The 16,398-nt window shown below is 72.5% G+C and carries 9 protein-coding genes; 8 read left to right on the forward strand and 1 reads right to left on the reverse strand.

All coding sequences use genetic code 11. The annotated features are described in order from the left end of the window. A partial coding sequence (locus HZZ10_RS06115) for an acetylxylan esterase (protein ID WP_306525945.1) occupies positions 1 to 1,030 on the forward strand: 1,030 nt, incomplete at its 5' end. 112 nt (positions 1,031 to 1,142) lie between these two features. After that, positions 1,143 to 1,970: an ANTAR domain-containing protein gene (locus HZZ10_RS06120; RefSeq protein ID WP_179912843.1), complete on the forward strand. Its 828-nt coding sequence runs from the start codon at positions 1,143 to 1,145 to the stop codon at positions 1,968 to 1,970. Between the two features lie 31 nt (positions 1,971 to 2,001). Here HZZ10_RS06120 and HZZ10_RS06125 read toward each other — a convergent pair whose 3' ends face one another. After that, positions 2,002 to 3,702 (reverse strand): SpoIIE family protein phosphatase, encoded by a 1,701-nt coding sequence (locus HZZ10_RS06125; protein WP_179912844.1) that lies wholly within the window; start codon positions 3,700 to 3,702, stop codon positions 2,002 to 2,004. Between the two features lie 268 nt (positions 3,703 to 3,970). Here HZZ10_RS06125 and HZZ10_RS06130 point away from each other — a divergent pair, with 268 nt between their 5' ends. The 6 genes from HZZ10_RS06130 to HZZ10_RS06155 all read left to right on the forward strand — a co-directional run bounded on the left by HZZ10_RS06130 (position 3,971) and on the right by HZZ10_RS06155 (position 16,397). After that, positions 3,971 to 4,393: an FHA domain-containing protein gene (locus tag HZZ10_RS06130; protein ID WP_179912845.1), complete on the forward strand. Its 423-nt coding sequence runs from the start codon at positions 3,971 to 3,973 to the stop codon at positions 4,391 to 4,393. Between the two features lies 1 nt (position 4,394). Continuing rightward, positions 4,395 to 5,264: a PP2C family protein-serine/threonine phosphatase gene (locus HZZ10_RS06135; RefSeq protein WP_056136041.1), complete on the forward strand. Its 870-nt coding sequence runs from the start codon at positions 4,395 to 4,397 to the stop codon at positions 5,262 to 5,264. Beyond that, on the forward strand, positions 5,261 to 6,844 hold the full coding sequence (locus HZZ10_RS06140) for an FHA domain-containing protein (protein ID WP_156382861.1): 1,584 nt from the start codon (positions 5,261 to 5,263) through the stop codon (positions 6,842 to 6,844). The genes HZZ10_RS06135 and HZZ10_RS06140 overlap by 4 nt, the downstream gene beginning before the upstream one ends. Further along, positions 6,841 to 9,147: a serine/threonine-protein kinase gene (locus HZZ10_RS06145; RefSeq protein ID WP_179912846.1), complete on the forward strand. Its 2,307-nt coding sequence runs from the start codon at positions 6,841 to 6,843 to the stop codon at positions 9,145 to 9,147. The genes HZZ10_RS06140 and HZZ10_RS06145 overlap by 4 nt, the downstream gene beginning before the upstream one ends. Beyond that, positions 9,144 to 15,302, forward strand: coding sequence for an Ig-like domain-containing protein (locus tag HZZ10_RS06150; protein ID WP_179912847.1), 6,159 nt, complete (start codon positions 9,144 to 9,146; stop codon positions 15,300 to 15,302). Before HZZ10_RS06145 ends, HZZ10_RS06150 begins: the two co-directional genes overlap by 4 nt. Before the next feature lie 105 nt (positions 15,303 to 15,407). Beyond that, positions 15,408 to 16,397, forward strand: coding sequence for an AAA family ATPase (locus tag HZZ10_RS06155; protein WP_228087168.1), 990 nt, complete (start codon positions 15,408 to 15,410; stop codon positions 16,395 to 16,397). Position 16,398 lies beyond the last annotated feature (1 nt).

Raw genomic sequence — 16,398 nt, forward strand, 5'->3', positions numbered from 1 at the left:
TCTCGACCCCACCCTCCACACCCCCCGAGGACCTGTCATGCCGCACTTCGACCTCCCGCTCGACCAGCTCGTCACCTACCTGCCCGACCGCGAGGAACCCGCCGACCTCGACGAGTTCTGGCACCGGACCCTGACCGAGCAGGACGCCGAGCACCCCCTCGACGTGACCTTCGAGAGGGTCGACACCGGCCTGACCGAGATCGTCACCGAGGACGTCACCTTCACGGGCTTCGGCGGGCAACCGGTCAAGGGCTGGTTCCACAGGCCGGTCCGGCTCGAGGGCCCCCTGCCGACTGTCGTCACCTACATCGGCTACGGCGGCGGTCGCGGCCTGAGCCACGAGTCCGTGCTGCACGCTGCGGCCGGGCACGCGACGCTCGTCATGGACAACCGGGGGCAGGGCAGCGGCCACCGCGTCGGGGCGACCGGCGACGCGGGGCCGACAGGTTCGCACGCGGCAGGCTTCCTCACCGCCGGGATCGAGTCTCCCGAGACGTACTTCTACACACGTATCTTCACCGATGCCGAGCGGGCGGTCCGCGCGGCCCGGCGGCACACAGCGGTCGACTCGTCGGCGGTCCTGGTCTCGGGAGGTTCGCAGGGCGGCGCGCTGTCCCTCGCCGCAGCAGCGCTCACCGAGCTGCGCGACGGTCTCGGCGAGCCTGCGCTGCGTGGCGCGATCGTCGACGTGCCCTTCCTCGCGCACGTCCGCCGGGCGTCGGTGCTCACCTCCGCCCGTCCCTACGGCGAGCTCGTCGAGTACCTGCACACCCACCGCGACAGCATCGAGCAGACCTTCCGCACCCTCAGCTATGTCGACGGCGTGAACCTCGCTGCCCGGACCACGGTCCCGGCGATGTTCTCGGTCGGTCTCATGGACGAGATCTGCCCGCCGTCGACCGTCTACGCGGCCTACAACCACTACGCGGGACCAAAGGAGATGGTCGTGTACCCCTACAACGGCCACGAGAACGGCGGAGCGTTCCAGGAGGTCGAGCACCTGCGCTTCGCCCGGGAGCACCTCGGCTGAGGTGCGGGCAGGCCGCCGGGGCACCGGGGGGCTTGTGGGTGAAGTTCTGCCGACCTAGGCTGGTCGTCTGGTCATGACGCGGCTGGTACGACGTCAGGTGGGAGAACCGGCGATGACCAGCTCGACCTCGACCTCGGCGGCACGTGCCGTCCGGGGCGACCCGTCCCCAGACCCAGCGACCGCCGAGCGCGACATGACCACAGCGGTGTGGTCGGCCCAGCTCCGGGAGCACGCCGTCGGCATGGTGATGGAGTGCCTCGGCCTCCCAGCCTCCGAGGCGCGGAGCCTGCTCGAGAGCTGCGCCGAGGTGCACGGCGTGCCCGTGGAGAACCTCAGCCGCTGGATCGTCGACGACCTGTCGAGGGCGGGGAGCGCGCACTCCCACGTCGTGGCGGCCTTCTTGTCCGACCCCCTCGTCCCGGCCACGGCGCCGGACCGGCGCCACTTCAGGGTCGTGGACGTCGACGGGCACGTCCTCTACAGGCCCACCTACGACGCGTGCGAGCTGGTCCGTCAGGTCGGCACGGCCCCGGCCGGTGCTGTCGTCCAGGTCGAGGCGGCCGACGGGACGTGGGTCGACGGTGTCGGCCGGTGGTCCGGGATCCTGGGGATGGTCTCGCTCGAGCCGCAGGTCCTCGCCGAGACGGACGCCGTCGTGCTGGCGGACCCGGCGACGTCGGACGGGGGGACGGTGTGGCGCATGGCCTTGCTCGACCACCAGGGGCGGGCCCTCGCGGAAGGCACGCTCCCGCCGCGCGCAGCCCCCACTCCCGACCGCTCGCTCGTCGAGCGCGTGCTGCACGGGATGGGCCTGGCGCGCGTCGGCGACTGGGTGGGGTCGAGCGGAGGCGGGGACCGTCCCTTCCACGTCGCCAGGATCCGCCAGGCCGAGGCGTCGTCGCCGTACCAGCCGGCGCGGGGCCACAGCGCTCGTACCTGAGCGCGGCGCGGACCCGGGCTGTGGCAGACGGTTAGACGTCCTGCGGCATCGCCCGGACCAGCACGAGCGCCACGTCGTCCGCCTCGGCTCCCGGGGCGAGCGTCGCCAGGACGTGGTCGGCCAGGTCGTCGACCGAGAGGTCCTGCCGGCCCGCGAGGGTGCGGGTCAGCAGGTCGATGCTCGTGGAGAGCAGGACACCACGACGCTCGACGAGCCCGTCGGTGTAGAGGAACAACGTGTCGCCGTCGCGCAGCTCGACCTCGTGGTCGTGCCGCTCGGCCGTGGGCAGCAGCCCGACGAGCACGTCGTTGGGGCGGTGCAGCAGCTCGACGGTCCCGTCGGCCCGCAGCAGGACGGGGTAGGGGTGCCCGGCGTTCGACCACCGCAGGGTCCGGACCCCGCGCGCCCTGTCGGCCTCGCTCTGCTCGATGCGTGCGACCACGGCCGTGGCTGTCGCCCCGCTCCCGAGCGCGAGGCCCAGGACGGCCTTGTCGGTCTCCTCGAGCACGGCCGAGGGGCAGCCGCCCGTGACGTACGCGATGGTCCGCACGATGCCCCGCAGCTGGGCCATGGTCGCGGCCGCCCGGTGGTCGTGCCCGGTGACGTCGCCGACGACGACTGTCGTCGCGCCGTCCTTGGTGACGAAGGCGTCGTACCAGTCCCCGCCGATCTCGAGGTCGTCACCGGCTGGCTGGTAGCGGACCACGACCTCGAGGTCGCGGGGCGTGGGCGGCGGGGTGAGCAGCGAGTGCTGCAGCTCGATCGACCCTTCGCGGGCCTGCCGGGCGCGGATCTCGTTGAGCTCGGCGTGGGCCCGCAGGTAGTCGATCTGCGCGCGCTGCCACTCCGAGGCGCGCACGGCCGAGGCGACCGCGGAGGTCGTGAGCATCATGAACTGCCTCTGCGAGGCGTCGAAGGGTCTGTGCGGACGTGCGCGCATCACCAGGACGCCACCGGGGGCGCTGTCTCCGTCCACCTCGAGCGGGGCGACGAAGGTCCTCTCGTGCACGACGGGGCGGCCTGTCGTGCGGACCTTGTCCACCAACCCGGTCGGGAGCTCGGCGAGCAGCGCGTCGTCGCTCGTCGCGGCGAGCCGGATCCCCGAGGGCGACGGCAGGTAGACGGCGCAGGCCTCGACGTCGGCCGTGCCGCCGAGCAGGTCGACGACGGTCCGGGCGAGGTCTTCGGTGCTGCCCCGGTGCTCCTGGAGCGCGACGTGCAGCGCGTCGACCGTGCTGAGGCGCCGACGGTCGACCACCTGGCTCGTCGTCTCCGTCGCGATGTCGAGGACACCGACGACCTCACCGGCGTCGTCGACGAGAGGGGAGTACGAGAAGGTGAAATAGGTCTCCTCGTCGAAGCCCGAGCGGTTCATCAGCAGCGGGGTGTCGACGCTCCACGTGGGACGGCGGGTCGTGAGGACCTCGTCGAAGAGCGGGCCGACGTCGTCCCAGATCTCCGCCCACACCTCGTGCGCCGGTGCGCCGAGGGCCCACAGCCGCTTCTGCGTGCCGAGCATCTCGCGGTACCCGTCGTTGTAGACCATCGTCAGCTCGGGCCCCCACACGAACATCACGGGGAAGCGCGTGCTGAAGCACATCCGGGCGGTCTGCCGCAGCGACTCGTCCCAGGTCGAGATCGGACCGAGCGGTGTCTGCTCCCACGGGAAGGCGAGCGTGGCGGCGCCCATGTCGCTGCTCAGCGCCGTCGGCGCGAACCACTCAGAATCCATCGGACCAGCGTAGTGGCCCTCAGGCACCGAGATCCGCGTGCAGCCGACGACGACAGAGGCGGCTCCGGCGCCCCGTGCCAGGGCCGATCTGGCACCCTGCCCGCGTAGCCCGACGGCTCGCCGACACCTGTCGTCCACAAGGAGAAGTTCGTCCTGGTCGCCTCTTGCGCAGCACGGTAAAGTTCGCACGACTGCCCTGTGCCCGATCCGCCTCGCTCACGAGGGGGAGGGCCGGTGGAGCGGTACCACCATCGGGAGGGACTGGACCGTGAGCGAGCCGACAGGTCGACGTGCGCCAGGAGCGCAGGCCGGACCAGCCCTGCAGCAGGGGCACCCTGTGCACCCCGGGCACGGCCACATCGTGCTGCGCTTCTCCGACGGCACCGAGCACAGGCTGCGCGGCATGACCCTCGTCGGCCGCAGCCCGCAGGCCGAGCCCGGAGAGGTCATCACCGACCTCGTCTCCGTCGTCGACCCGGGCCGCTCCGTCTCCAAGACCCACCTGCTCGTCGGCATGGACGCCCGCGGGCTGTTCGTCCAGGACCGCCGCTCGACCAACGGCACCGTCGTCACGCTCCCCGACGCCCAGCAGATCCTCTGCGGCGAGTCCCAGACCGTCCGCGTCCCCGCGGGGGCCACGGTGTCCTTCGGCGACCTCGGCTTCGTCGCCGACGCTGTCGAGCAGGACTGAGATGGCTGCCGTGTACACCACCTGGGGGACCGCGACCGACACCGGACGCGTGCGCACCCTCAACGAAGACGCCCTGCTGGCCCTGCCCCCGGTGTTCCTCGTCGCCGACGGCATGGGCGGGCACGAGGCCGGTGACGTCGCCAGCCGCGTGGTCGTCGAAGAGTGCTCGGTCCTCGTGGGCCGCACCTCCGTGACCATCGAGGACGTCCAGGACTGCCTCGAGCGCGCCGTCGCCCGCATGCACGACATCCTCGGCGACCGCAGCGGCGGCGCGACAGTTGCCGGGGCCGCCGTCGCCACCCACGAGGGCGCGCCCTACTGGCTCGTCTTCAACATCGGCGACTCGAGGGTCTACAGGCTCTCGACCGACGGCTTCGCGCAGGTGAGCGTCGACCACTCCGTCGTCCAGGAGCTCCTCGACTCCGGCAGGCTCTCCGAGGACGAGGCCGTCACCCACGCCGACCGCCACGTCGTCACCCGGGCCCTCGCGACAGACTCCTCCTTCGAGCCCGACTACTGGCTGATCCCCGTCGCCCCCGAAGACCGCCTCCTCGTGTGCTCCGACGGTCTCACCGACGAGCTCGACGACGCCGCCCTGCACCGCATCCTCTCGACCGAGGCCGACCCCCAGGCCGCCGCCGAGTCCCTCGTCGAGGCTGCGCTCGCGGCTGGCGGCCGCGACAACGTGAGCGTCGTCGTCGTCGACGTCGCCACGGTCTGGAACCACCTCGGCTCGACCGACCTCACCAACGACCACGAGACGACGGTCAGCCGCGACGAGCACGCGGCCGTCGTGTGGGACGAGCAGAAGCACGGCGCGACCCTGCCCCGCACCGGCGGACCCCGCACGGCCACGGGAGGCCTGCGATGATCGTCCCCGTCTACACCCCGGGCGACTGGGTGGCCGTGGTCACCGACGGCGCCGTCGCGCTGCTCCCGCCGACCATCGACGAAGACCGCCTCACCCAGGTGTGGGACGCTCTGCGCGAGAGCTCCGACCTCACCCACAGCCTCACGGTCCTCGCCCGCGGCGGTCTCGTGGGCCTGCCGCCCTTCGCGCTCGTCTCGGTCGTCGACGGGCACGTGCGCGGGTTCCTGCGCGGCGACGTCAGGCTCTTCACCGCCGACGCCGACGGCACCCACGAGCACTCCGCAGCGCACGTGGCCACCTGGGCCGAGATCAACGTCGCCGACGCCGGAGCCGTGACTGTCGCCGTCCCCGCCCAGGTCGCCCCCGAGCGTCGTGGACCCCGGATGCCCGCGCTCGCGGCCGTCGTGCGGGCGTCGAGCGTCGAGGTCAGCCTGCGCGCGGGCGTCGAGGCACCCTCACCCGTCCCGCCGGTCCGCGAGCCCGCGGCCGGGGCGCCGGCTGCCTCCGAGACGACCACCAAGGACGGGCTCGACGCGGACGCCCTCGACGGGGAGCAGCCCCTCGACCCGAGCATCCCGGTCCCGGGCCGCGCCGCCCGGCGTGCCCTGGTCACCGACGAGCCCGTGGCCGGTGCCCGGACCAGCCACGCGGCGACAGCCCCGGCGGCACCCCAGCCGAGCCCCGACCCGGTCCGCGACGCCGAGCGTGCCCGCGAGTACGTCGCCCGCCGGGCCCGCGCGACAGCCGCCCAGGCACCGCTCCGCGACAGGACTTCGGTCCCCGACGCAGCCCCGGCCACCTCGCGCCGCGGCTACGACGCCGCGCGCCGCGCGGAGCCCGTCGTGGTCCCCGCGACGTCGGCGACCTCCGCCTCGCCCCTCGTGGCGCGCGCGGACGAGGTGGCACCGCCGCCCCCGCCCGCGACCTCTGCGCCGGTCGTGCCGTCGGTCACCCCCGTGCCGGTGCCTCCAGCAGCACCCGCGCCCACCGCTCCTGCGCCGGGCGGCCTCGACCCCGCGCTCGTCGACCCCACCTTCGCCGAGATGACCGTGGTCCCGGCCGCCGAGCCCGAGCCCGTCGCGCTCGAGCTCACGGGGCCTGACGTCTCTGCGCTCGTCGACGACGACGACAGGTACGGCAGCACGGTGCTCTCGACGAGCCTCGTCGAGATCCGTCGGCAGATGAACAACCGCGAGCCGGACGCCCTCCCCGGGCCCTTCCCCGTGCCCGCGGTCCCGAGGGTCCACAAGATCCGGATGTCCTCAGGGCTGCTCGTGCCGCTCGACCGTGCGGTGCTCATCGGGCGTGCGCCCGTGGTCTCGCGCGTCGCAGCGCGCGACCTGCCCAGGCTCGTCACCGTGGTCAGCCCGAACCAGGACATCTCGAGGACCCACGCCCAGGTGCACACCGACGGCGAAGACGTCCTGGTGACGGACCTCAACTCGACCAACGGCATGCTGCTCACCGAGGCCGGCCACCCGCCGCGCAGGCTGCGCTCCGGCGAGCCGACCCCGATCGCCCCGGGCGCCCTCGTGGACCTGGGCGACGGCGTGACCTTCACGCTGGAACGTGACAGGTGAGCGCCCGCCGGCAGCCCTCGGTCCCCCCGAAGATCCCGGGCTACGAGTTCGTCCGCCTGCTCGGCATGGGCGGCTTCGCCGACGTCTTCGAGTACCGCCAGGAGCTCCCGCGCCGGTCGGTCGCCGTCAAGGTGCTGCTGTCGGGCTCGCTCGACCAGGAGGCCCGCGAGGCCTTCTTCGCCGAGGCCAACGTCATGGCCCAGCTGTCCCACCACCCGTCGATCGTCACCGTGTACCACGCGGACATCGCCTCGGACGGTCGCCCGTACCTCGTCATGGAGTACTGCTCCCGCCCCGGGCTCGGCACGCGCTACCGCATGGAGCGGTTCACCGTCGCCGAGGTGCTGCGCACAGGCATCCGGGTGGCGTCGGCCGTCGAGGCTGCCCACCACCTCGGGATCCTGCACCGCGACATCAAGCCCGCGAACATCCTCGCGACAGACTTCGGCTGGCCGGCGCTGACGGACTTCGGCATCGCCTCGACCCTCGGCTCCTCGGCTGCGGCGACGGGGATGTCGATCCCGTGGGCGGCGCCCGAGCTGCTCGCCGAGCGTCCGACGGGCGACGCCCGCGGCGACGTGTACTCCCTCGGTGCGACCATCTACTCCTTGCTCGTGGGACGCTCGCCCTTCGAGGTGCCCGGCCGCAGCAACAGCCCGGCCGACCTGCTCTCGCGGATCGAGCGCTCGCCGCTGCCCACGATCGACCGCGAAGACGTGCCGCCAGGCCTCTCGGCCGTGCTCGCCCGCGCGATGGCCAAAGACCCGGACCGCCGGTTCCTCAGCGCCCTCGCGCTCGCGCACGCGCTCCAGCAGGTCGAGCGGTCCATGCACCTGCCCGTGACGAGCATCGACCTGTCGCAGGACATCCTCCCGGACTCCTCGGCGAGCCGTGGTGACCTCGGCGGACCGCCCGGCGACGGCTCGCGCGACGACCAGGTGACCCGTCTGCGCCCCGTCGTGAGCATCGACCCCGACGGCGGTACAGGTGGCGCTGGAGGCACTGGCGGTGTCAGCAGCTTCGCGTCGCAGGGCGCCCCTGCGCCCTCGACCCGGGCGCAGGCCCGTGCCGCACGACGCACGCAGGCACCGCCACCGCCGCCGGCCGACGAAGCCCCGCGCGCCTTCGACGAAGACGCCACGCGTCTGCGACCCATCACGACGATCACCGCGCAGACGGCCGTCCCCGAGCCGGGCCGCGACGCGCGGTCCTGGGGCTCGACCGACGGTGTGCGCACGACGACGGGCGGCACGGCTGCGCGTCGCGACGACGCGTCACGCGGGCCTGCGCAGGACGCCGCGCAGCAGCACCCTGCAGGTTCTCCGGGGCAGCAGCCGTACGCAGCCTCGCAGTACGCGGACCCGCAGTACGCCGACCTCCGGTACGCAGACCCGGCGCAGGCAGGTCTCGGGCAGACAGGGTCTGGGCCCACCGGGCCGCAGCACGACGACTCGCTGTACCCGTCGTACCCCTCGTCCCCGTCGTACCCGTCCCACCCGTCGAGCCCGTCGCAGCCTCAGCAGCCCTACCCGCAGCAGGCTCCCTCCGGCTACGCAGGCGCGCCTCAGGGTGCCGCGCCCACCGACAGCCGGCCCGGGGACGGGCCAGCGGCACCGTGGTACCAGGGGAGCGCCCCGGCAGGGCACGCCCCGGCAGGCCATGGTGCCCAGCCTGGCGTGCCGACCGCCGCACAGGGCTACCCGGCGCCGGGCCAGCAGCACCTGCCGCTCCCGCGCGGTCCGCAGGCCCCGCTCAGCCAGCAGGGTCCGCTCGGTCTGCCCCAGGCCCCCTTCAGGCCGGCGGCCACGGCCTTCTCGCCCACCCCGGCCGAGATCCGGTCGCAGCACTACCGCAAGCCGTCCTCCGACGAGGAGCCCGGACGTCGCGGCCCGCACCGCGGGTGGCTCGTCGGCGCGGGTGCCCTGGTCGTCGCCGCGCTCGTGGTCGTCGGGGTGCTCACCCTCGGCCGCGGGGCCGACGAGAACCCCCAGGCCGGCGACGACCCCACGTCCACCCCGACCTCCGTCGAGGAGGCCACGGTCCCCGGTCCGGCCAAGCTGACCGGCGTCGACCAGGGGGACGGCTCTGCGCTGTTCACCTGGGAGAACCCCGACGAGAAGGACGGCGACTCCTACGTGTGGCGCGAGGTCGCCGTCGACGGTCAGGGCGACGCACGTCGCACCACCGTCACCCAGGTCGAGGTCCCCCTCGACGAGACCACGGGCGTGGTCTGCATCGAGGTGTCCATCGTCCGCCAGGACGGGCGCGCCTCGACGATGCCCGTGCAGGAGTGCTCCCGATGAGGCTCGGTCGTGGCACCACGCGCGCCGAGCGGGTCCGGTCGACCTCGGCCGTCGTCGCCGGGGTCACGGTCCCGGCGGTCCTCGCGATCATGGCCGTGATCGACCCCGGCGTGAAGATCGCCGAGGTCGACCTCAACGACGGCGCCGTGTGGGTGACCAACCGGTCAGAGCTCAAGCTCGGCCGCTACGACGCGACGGTCCGTGAGCTCAACGGCGGGCTCGTCGCGACAGACCCGTCCTTCGACGTGCTGCAGTCCGGGCAGGACGTCCTGCTCGTCGAGCCCGGCAGGGTCTCGACGGTCGACCCCGCGACCATGGCCCTGACCACCCAGGCCGAGGTCCCCGCAGGATCGCAGGTCGCGATGGGCGCGGGTGTCGTGGCCGTCACCTCGCCCGAGGGCTCGGTGTGGGTGCGGACCATGACGTCCCTCGCCTCGGTCACGAGCGACACCCCGGGTGACATCGACCTGGGTGACGGCGGCATGGCCGTGGTCGACCCAGACGGCCTGATCCTGGCCCTCGACCCGACCGACGGCACTGTCCACCGGGGCGAGATGGTCGACGGCGCGCTCGCCGTGACCGACGCCGGCACCCTCGAGGGCGCGGCCGGTGTCGAGCCTGAGGCCGTCACTGCGGTCGACGGGACGCTCGTCATGCTCGCCGACGGCACGCTCCACGGGGACGGCTGGACGACCGACCTGGTCGACGGCGCCGCCCCTGTCCTCCAGCAGCCCTCGACCTCGGGCACGTCGGTCGCCGTCGGGACGACCACCCACCTGCTCGAGGTGGACCTCCGGTCCGGCGACGTCGCGGTGACCCCGACCTCCGGGCAGGGCACGCCTGCGGCCCCCGTGCGGCTCGGCGACTGCCTCTACGGCGCGTGGGCCAGCCCCACGGGCAGCTATCTCGTCAGGTGCGGCGACGACGAGCCGACCCTCATCGACCTCGAGCGCATGACAGCCCAGAGCACCCCGGTGTTCCGCGTGAACCGCTCGGTCGTCGCCCTCAACGACACGCTCCAGGGCCTCCTGTGGCTGCCCGACGACATGCCGCGCGTCCAGGTGCCCAACTGGGACCAGATCGAGCAGGACGACGACACCACGGACACCGAGGACGAGTCCGACGAGGTCGAGACCACCCAGCAGCAGCTCACCGAGTGCACGCCGGAGTCTGCGGCCCCGGGCGCGGTGGACGATGACCTCGCCGTCCGCCCCGGGCGCTCGACCATCCTCGAGGTCCTCAACAACGACACCGCCGGCGACTGCGGCATCATCGCGATCGACGAGATCGACACGACCACCCTGGACGCCGGCTTCGCGACAGTCGAGACGATCTACGGCGGGCGTGCGCTGCAGGCCGTGGTGTCACCCCAGGCGCAGGGCAGCGCGAGCATCACCTACACGATCTCGGACGGACGGGGGAACAGCCCGCCCTCGACCGCGACGGTCACGCTGCGCGCCTCCGACCCCGACAGCAACTCGGCCCCGCTCGAGCTGCGCACAGGATCGGTCGAGGTCGAGCAGGGCGCGACCGTCGACGTCGACGCCCTCGCGAACTTCGTCGACCCGGACGGCGACGAGCTCGTGCTGCTCGACGCCGTGACCGACGGGACCGCGACGGTCCGCGCCCGCCAGAACGGCATGCTCACCGTCACGGCCGAGGGGGAGACCCTCGGCCGCCAGACCGTCACCCTCGTGGTGAGCGACGGCATCGAGCAGACGACCGGCCAGGTGGCCGTCGACGTCCGCGCGACGGGGTCGCTCCCGCCGAAGATCGACCCGATCCACGTGGTGACCGAGGCCGGCAAGGACGTCGACGTCGACGTCCTCGAGTCCGTCCACAGCCTCTCCAGGGAGCCCGCCCGCCTCGCGAGCGTCGACGAGCCTGCCGGGACCACGGTCTCGCCGAACCTCGACGACGGCTCCTTCACCTTCACCGCGACCAACGCCGCCACGTACTACGTGCCGTTCACAGTCGTCGCCTCGCCGCAGCAGGCCCAGGGCCTGGTCCGGGTGGACGTCGTCGAGCCGTCGACCGCACCCCAGCGGCCCGTCGCCGTCCGCGACCTCGCACCGCTGCCGCGGGGCGGCGAGGTGCTCGTCGATCCCCTCGCCAACGACGTCGACCCGGCTGGCGGCGTCCTCGTCGTGACGGCGGTGTCCGCCGCGGAGGGCTCGGCCCTCCAGGCCGTGGTCGTGGACCACAGGTACGTGCGCATCAGCTCCCAGCGCGACCTCGACGCGCCCGAGACCCTCGAGTACAGGGTGTCGAACGGCTTCGAAGAGGTCGCCGGGGAGATCCTCGTCCAGCCCGTCCAGCCGAGCGGCCTCGACCACCCGCCCGTGCTGCAAGACCTCGAGGCGACGGTCCGCACCACAGGCGTGGTGACGGTCCCCGTGCTCGACAGCGCGGTCGACCCTGACGGCGACGAGATGAGCATCGTCCCGGACCTCCTCGAGACCCTGCCGGCCGAGAAGGGCCTGCTCTTCGCCTCGGGTGACGTGCTGCGCTTCCAGGCCTCGGGGGAGACCGGTACCGTCGAGACCACGTACAGCGTCCAGGACGCCGGCGGGAACGTCACCACGGCGAGGCTGTCGATCTCGGTCCACGCCTCCGACCCCGAGACGAAGGCCGCCCCGCGGCCTCGCGCGCTCACGGCGCGCACCTTCGACGGCGAGACCGTGCGCATCCCGGTGCCGCTGACAGGCATCGACCCCGACGGTGACGGCGTCACGCTGCTCGGTCAGGGAGACTCCGTGCCGAGCCTCGGCCGTGTCGTGGCTGTGGGCGCGGACTATCTCGAGTACGAGGCGTACCCCGGCTCCTACGGGACCGACACCTTCCAGTACGCGGTCGAGGACTGGACCGGGCAGCGGGCCCAGGCGACCGTCCGCGTCGGGATCTCCCCGCGCAGCGTGCAGGGCCAGCCGATCGTGGCGCGCAACGACGAGGCCACGGTCCGCCCCGGGCAGCGCGTCGAGGTGCGGGTGCTCCGCAACGACGTGGACCCCTCGGGCGGAGAGCTGACGCTCGCCCCCGAGCTCGAGGTCCCCCCGGGTGTCGACGCCCACGTCGACAAGCGGCGTGTGGTCGTCACCGCTCCGGCCGAGCCCGTCGACGCGCTCACGATCGTCTACACGGTCACCAACACGCTCGGCTCGACAGCCCGGGCGACCCTGACCCTGCACGTCGTCGACGACGCCCCGATCGCGGCCCCGATCGCACGTGACGTGACCGTCGCCCCGATCGAGGTGGTCGACAAGACGAGCGTCGAGGTCGACGTGCTCGCCCTCGCCGAGAACCCTTCCGGACCGCTGAGCGACCTCGAGGTGTCGATCCCCTCGTCACACTCGGGCGTCGCGCAGGTGATCGGCGACGGGCAGGTGCTCGTCACGCTCACCGACCGCACGCAGACCATCCCGTACAGGCTGACGAACACCCGGCCCGAGGCCGACGGCGTGGGGGCCTACGCCTTCATCGTCGTGCCTGCCCTCGGTGACTTCCCGCCGACCCTGCGGCCCAAGGCGCGCGAGCTGCGCGTCGCCTCGGGCGAAGAGCTGGTCATCTCCCTCGCCGAGTTCGTCCAGGTGGGCACCGGCAAGACCGCGCGCGTCCGCGACGCCGAGAGGGTCTCCGCGACCAACTCCGACGAGGGCGAGCTGGTCGTCGACGACACCACGCTGCGCTACGTCTCCGCTCCCGGGTACGCAGGCCCTGCGTCGATCACCGTCGAGGTGACCGACGGCGCGACCCGCGACGACCCCGCCTCCCGACGCTCTGTGCTCACCCTCCCGATCACGGTCTTCACCGAGGACGAGCGGCCGCCGACCTTCACGCCGAGCGAGCTGCTCGTACCGCAGGGCGAGTCGACGAGCGTCGACCTGCTCGGCTTCACGCGCGGCCCCCAGGGCGCCTCGGCCGAGCAGAAGTACACCTACGAGGTCGTCCAGGCTCCAGGCAACGGGTTCCTCGCCTCGATCACCCCGGGCACCACGCGCCTCGCCGTGAGCGTCCCCGCCGACGTCGCCCGAGGGACGCTCGGCACGGCGACCGTGCGGCTGGGCTACGGCACCGTCGGGACCATGGACGTCCAGGTGACCTTCAAGGTCGCGGCGAGCTCACGCCAGCTCGCGACGCTCCAGGTCCACGAGGCCGACGGCGCCGCGGGCCGCGACGTGACTGTCAACGCGCTCGCCGGCGCCGGCAACCCCTTCAGCGAGCCGCTCACCCTGCTCAGCGCCTCCCCGGCTGTCGCCGAGCAGGGGACGGCCCGGGTCTCGGGTGGCAACGTCGTCGTCCGGCCCGCTGAGGGCTTCACAGGGCTCATGGTGGTCCGCTACCGCGTCCGTGACGTCACCGGCGACCCGCTGCGCGAGGTCGACGGGACCATCCGGGTGGCGGTCCGCGACATCCCGGCGGCGCCCTCCGCCCCGCGGGTCGGCGAGGTGTCGAGCCGCGCGGTCCCGCTCAGCTGGGACGCCCCGGCCACGAACGGCTCGCCGATCACCGGGTACAGGGTCACCCGATCACCGGGTGGCCAGACCACCCAGTGCGCGACGACAGCCTGCACGATCACCGGGCTGACCAACGGCACCGAGTACACCTTCACGGTCGCCGCGCAGAACGCCCTCGGCTGGTCGGCCGAGTCGCCAGCGAGCGGTCGCGCGACCCCTGACGCCGTCCCCGGCGTCCCCGGGTCGCCGAACCTCGAGCCCGGTGACCGCCAGGTGACCGCGACGTGGGCTGCGCCGGCCAACGACGGCACCCCCGTGACCAAGTACACGGCCGAGCTCTCCGGGCCGCAGGGCATCGTCTCCCGCGAGGTCGCCGGGACCACCATCGTCTTCTCCGGGCTGCAGAACGGCGCGGGCTACACGGTCCGCGTCCGCGCCCACAACTCCGCGACGCCGCCCGAGGGCGGCGCATGGAGCGGTGCATCGCGCCAGGCTGTCCCGGCCGGGCTGCCAGGGACGCCCGAGGTCGGGGCGTCGCGGGTCGAGGACCCGCTCGGCGGGAAGATCAAGGCGACGTGGACCGAGCCTGATGCCAACGGCTCTGCGCTCACAGGCTTCACGGTCGTCGCGCAGAGTCCTGGTCAGCCGACGCTGACGTACCAGGCAGGTGGAGGAGAGCGCGAGACGACATTCTCGTCGGTCGTGAATGGTGCTGACTACACAGTCTCCGTGACCGCGAAGAACACCGTGGGTGCGGGGGCCGCAGGGACCAGCGCTCCGACGTCGACGTACGCGCCGCCTGGTGCACCGACAGGTGGCACTGCAGTTGCTGCCTCGGGCCGGCCTTTCGCGGACGGTCAGGTCACGCTGTCTTGGAACCCTCCCAGCAGCACCGGAGGTGTCGGTGTCGGGATCGTGAAGTACGAGATCGAAGGTGTAGGCGAGGTCCCTGGCGGTACTCGGACTGCGACCGTCGGTGGATTGTTCGGTGGTAGGACCTCTCCCTCGTACCGCGTACGCGCGGTCAACGACCGCGGACCCGCCGGAGACTGGATGACGATCGCGGGCGTCGAGATCAAGACCGTCCCGACCACCCCTGCTGTCTCGGTCACCGCTACCCCAGGAGTCTTCTCACGCGTCACCGGATCATGGAGCCTGAACGGTGAGGGCAGCGACGGTGGCAGCTCGATCAGCGGATATCGCGTGCGGGTGAACGGTGGTGCCTGGCAGAACGTCCCTCCGACCCAGACCTCTGTGTCCTTCACGGAGTTCATCGCTGACGCAGGCACCACGGTCGAGGTCGTGGCAGTCAATGCCCAGGGTGACAGCCAGATCGGGAGCGGGGGTGGAAAGCCGACCGTGCCGACGGCTCCAGACGCGCCGCCGGACCTGACGGCGTCGACAGTCACGGAGCCGCCATCGATCAGCTTCTCTTGGGGGGAGCCCACGACCCACGGGAGTGATGTCTCCGGGTACGTCTACCGCGTCTATCGCACCGATGCTGCGGCTCCCGGATGGACCGATGCGTCAGGGGACCAGGCATCCAGCCGATCTGTCACCGTGTCGCAGGGGATCAGCCCAGGTGGCTACATCATCGAGGTGGCCGCTCGAAGTGATCGCGGGCTCGGCGCGGTCCAGCGGATCAATGCTGTGGTCGAAGCGTCTTCCGGGCCACCCACGCCCGACCCCGGCGGCGGCTAGACCAGACCCGCGCCGCGCGTCCCGCAGCGCCCCCGGCCGACCGGCCATGATGACGTCCGACAGACCAGCAGCCTCGCTGCCCCCGACAGAAAGCAGCACCTCCCGATGACCTCGAACGCGACGCCCGGCCCCATGACGGCCGAGCAGGCGGCCTGGTTCGCCCAGACCTTCAGCACGCTCGTCGACAACGTCGGCGTGGCTGTCCTGGGCAAGACGCACGTGGTGCGCCTGACGCTCACGGCCATGCTCGCCGAGGGCCACATCCTGCTCGAGGACGCCCCGGGCACGGGCAAGACGATGCTGGCCAGGGCGCTCGCCGCGACCGTCGACGGCACGCACCACCGCATCCAGTTCACGCCCGACCTCCTGCCCTCGGACGTCACGGGTGTGACGATCTACGACCAGAAGACGAGCGTCTTCGAGTTCCACAAGGGCCCGATCTTCGCCTCGGTGGTCCTCGCTGACGAGATCAACCGCGCCTCGCCGAAGACCCAGTCGGCCCTCCTCGAGGTCATGGAGGAGTCACGGGTGACCGTCGACGGGACCTCGTACCCCGTCGGGCGACCGTTCATGGTCATCGCGACGCAGAACCCCATCGAGCAGGCTGGCACGTACCGCCTGCCCGAGGCGCAGCTCGACAGGTTCCTCATGAAGACCTCGCTCGGCTACCCCGACCACGCGTCGACGGTCCAGATCCTCGCAGGGTCGGCCGCCCGCGACCGGACGTCGGCCATCACGTCGGTCATCACCTCGGCGGCCGTCGCGAGCATGGCCGACCTCGCGGCCACCGTCTACGTCGACACCTCGATCAACGACTACGTCGCCCGCCTCGCCGAGGCCACGCGCACCGACGCCGAGACCCGCCTCGGGGTGAGCGTCCGCGGCTGCCTCGCGCTCGTGCGCTGCGCCAAGGTGTGGGCCGCCGCCCAGGGCCGTGCCTACGTCATCCCGGACGACGTCAAAGAGCTCGCCGTCGCCGTCCTCTCGCACCGCCTGGTGCTCGACGTCGAGGCCGAGTTCGCGGGTGTGACCCCCGAGGAGATCGTCGAGCGGATCCTCGGCGAGACCGTCCCTCCGACGGAGCGGGCCGTCTGAC

Source organism: Sanguibacter inulinus, assembly GCF_013415325.1.
In the GTDB taxonomy this organism is placed as follows: Bacteria; Actinomycetota; Actinomycetes; order Actinomycetales; family Cellulomonadaceae; genus Sanguibacter; species Sanguibacter inulinus.

Bases quoted from the DNA above. Each gene is read 5' to 3' on its own strand.
- HZZ10_RS06120 (WP_179912843.1), top strand. From the start codon at position 1,143: ATGACCAGCTCGACCTCGACCTCGGCGGCACGTGCCGTCCGGGGCGAC.
- HZZ10_RS06125 (WP_179912844.1), bottom strand. From the start codon at position 3,702: ATGGATTCTGAGTGGTTCGCGCCGACGGCGCTGAGCAGCGACATGGGC.
- HZZ10_RS06135 (WP_056136041.1), top strand. From the start codon at position 4,395: ATGGCTGCCGTGTACACCACCTGGGGGACCGCGACCGACACCGGACGC.
- HZZ10_RS06140 (WP_156382861.1), top strand. From the start codon at position 5,261: ATGATCGTCCCCGTCTACACCCCGGGCGACTGGGTGGCCGTGGTCACC.
- HZZ10_RS06150 (WP_179912847.1), top strand. From the start codon at position 9,144: ATGAGGCTCGGTCGTGGCACCACGCGCGCCGAGCGGGTCCGGTCGACC.
- HZZ10_RS06155 (WP_228087168.1), top strand. From the start codon at position 15,408: ATGACCTCGAACGCGACGCCCGGCCCCATGACGGCCGAGCAGGCGGCC.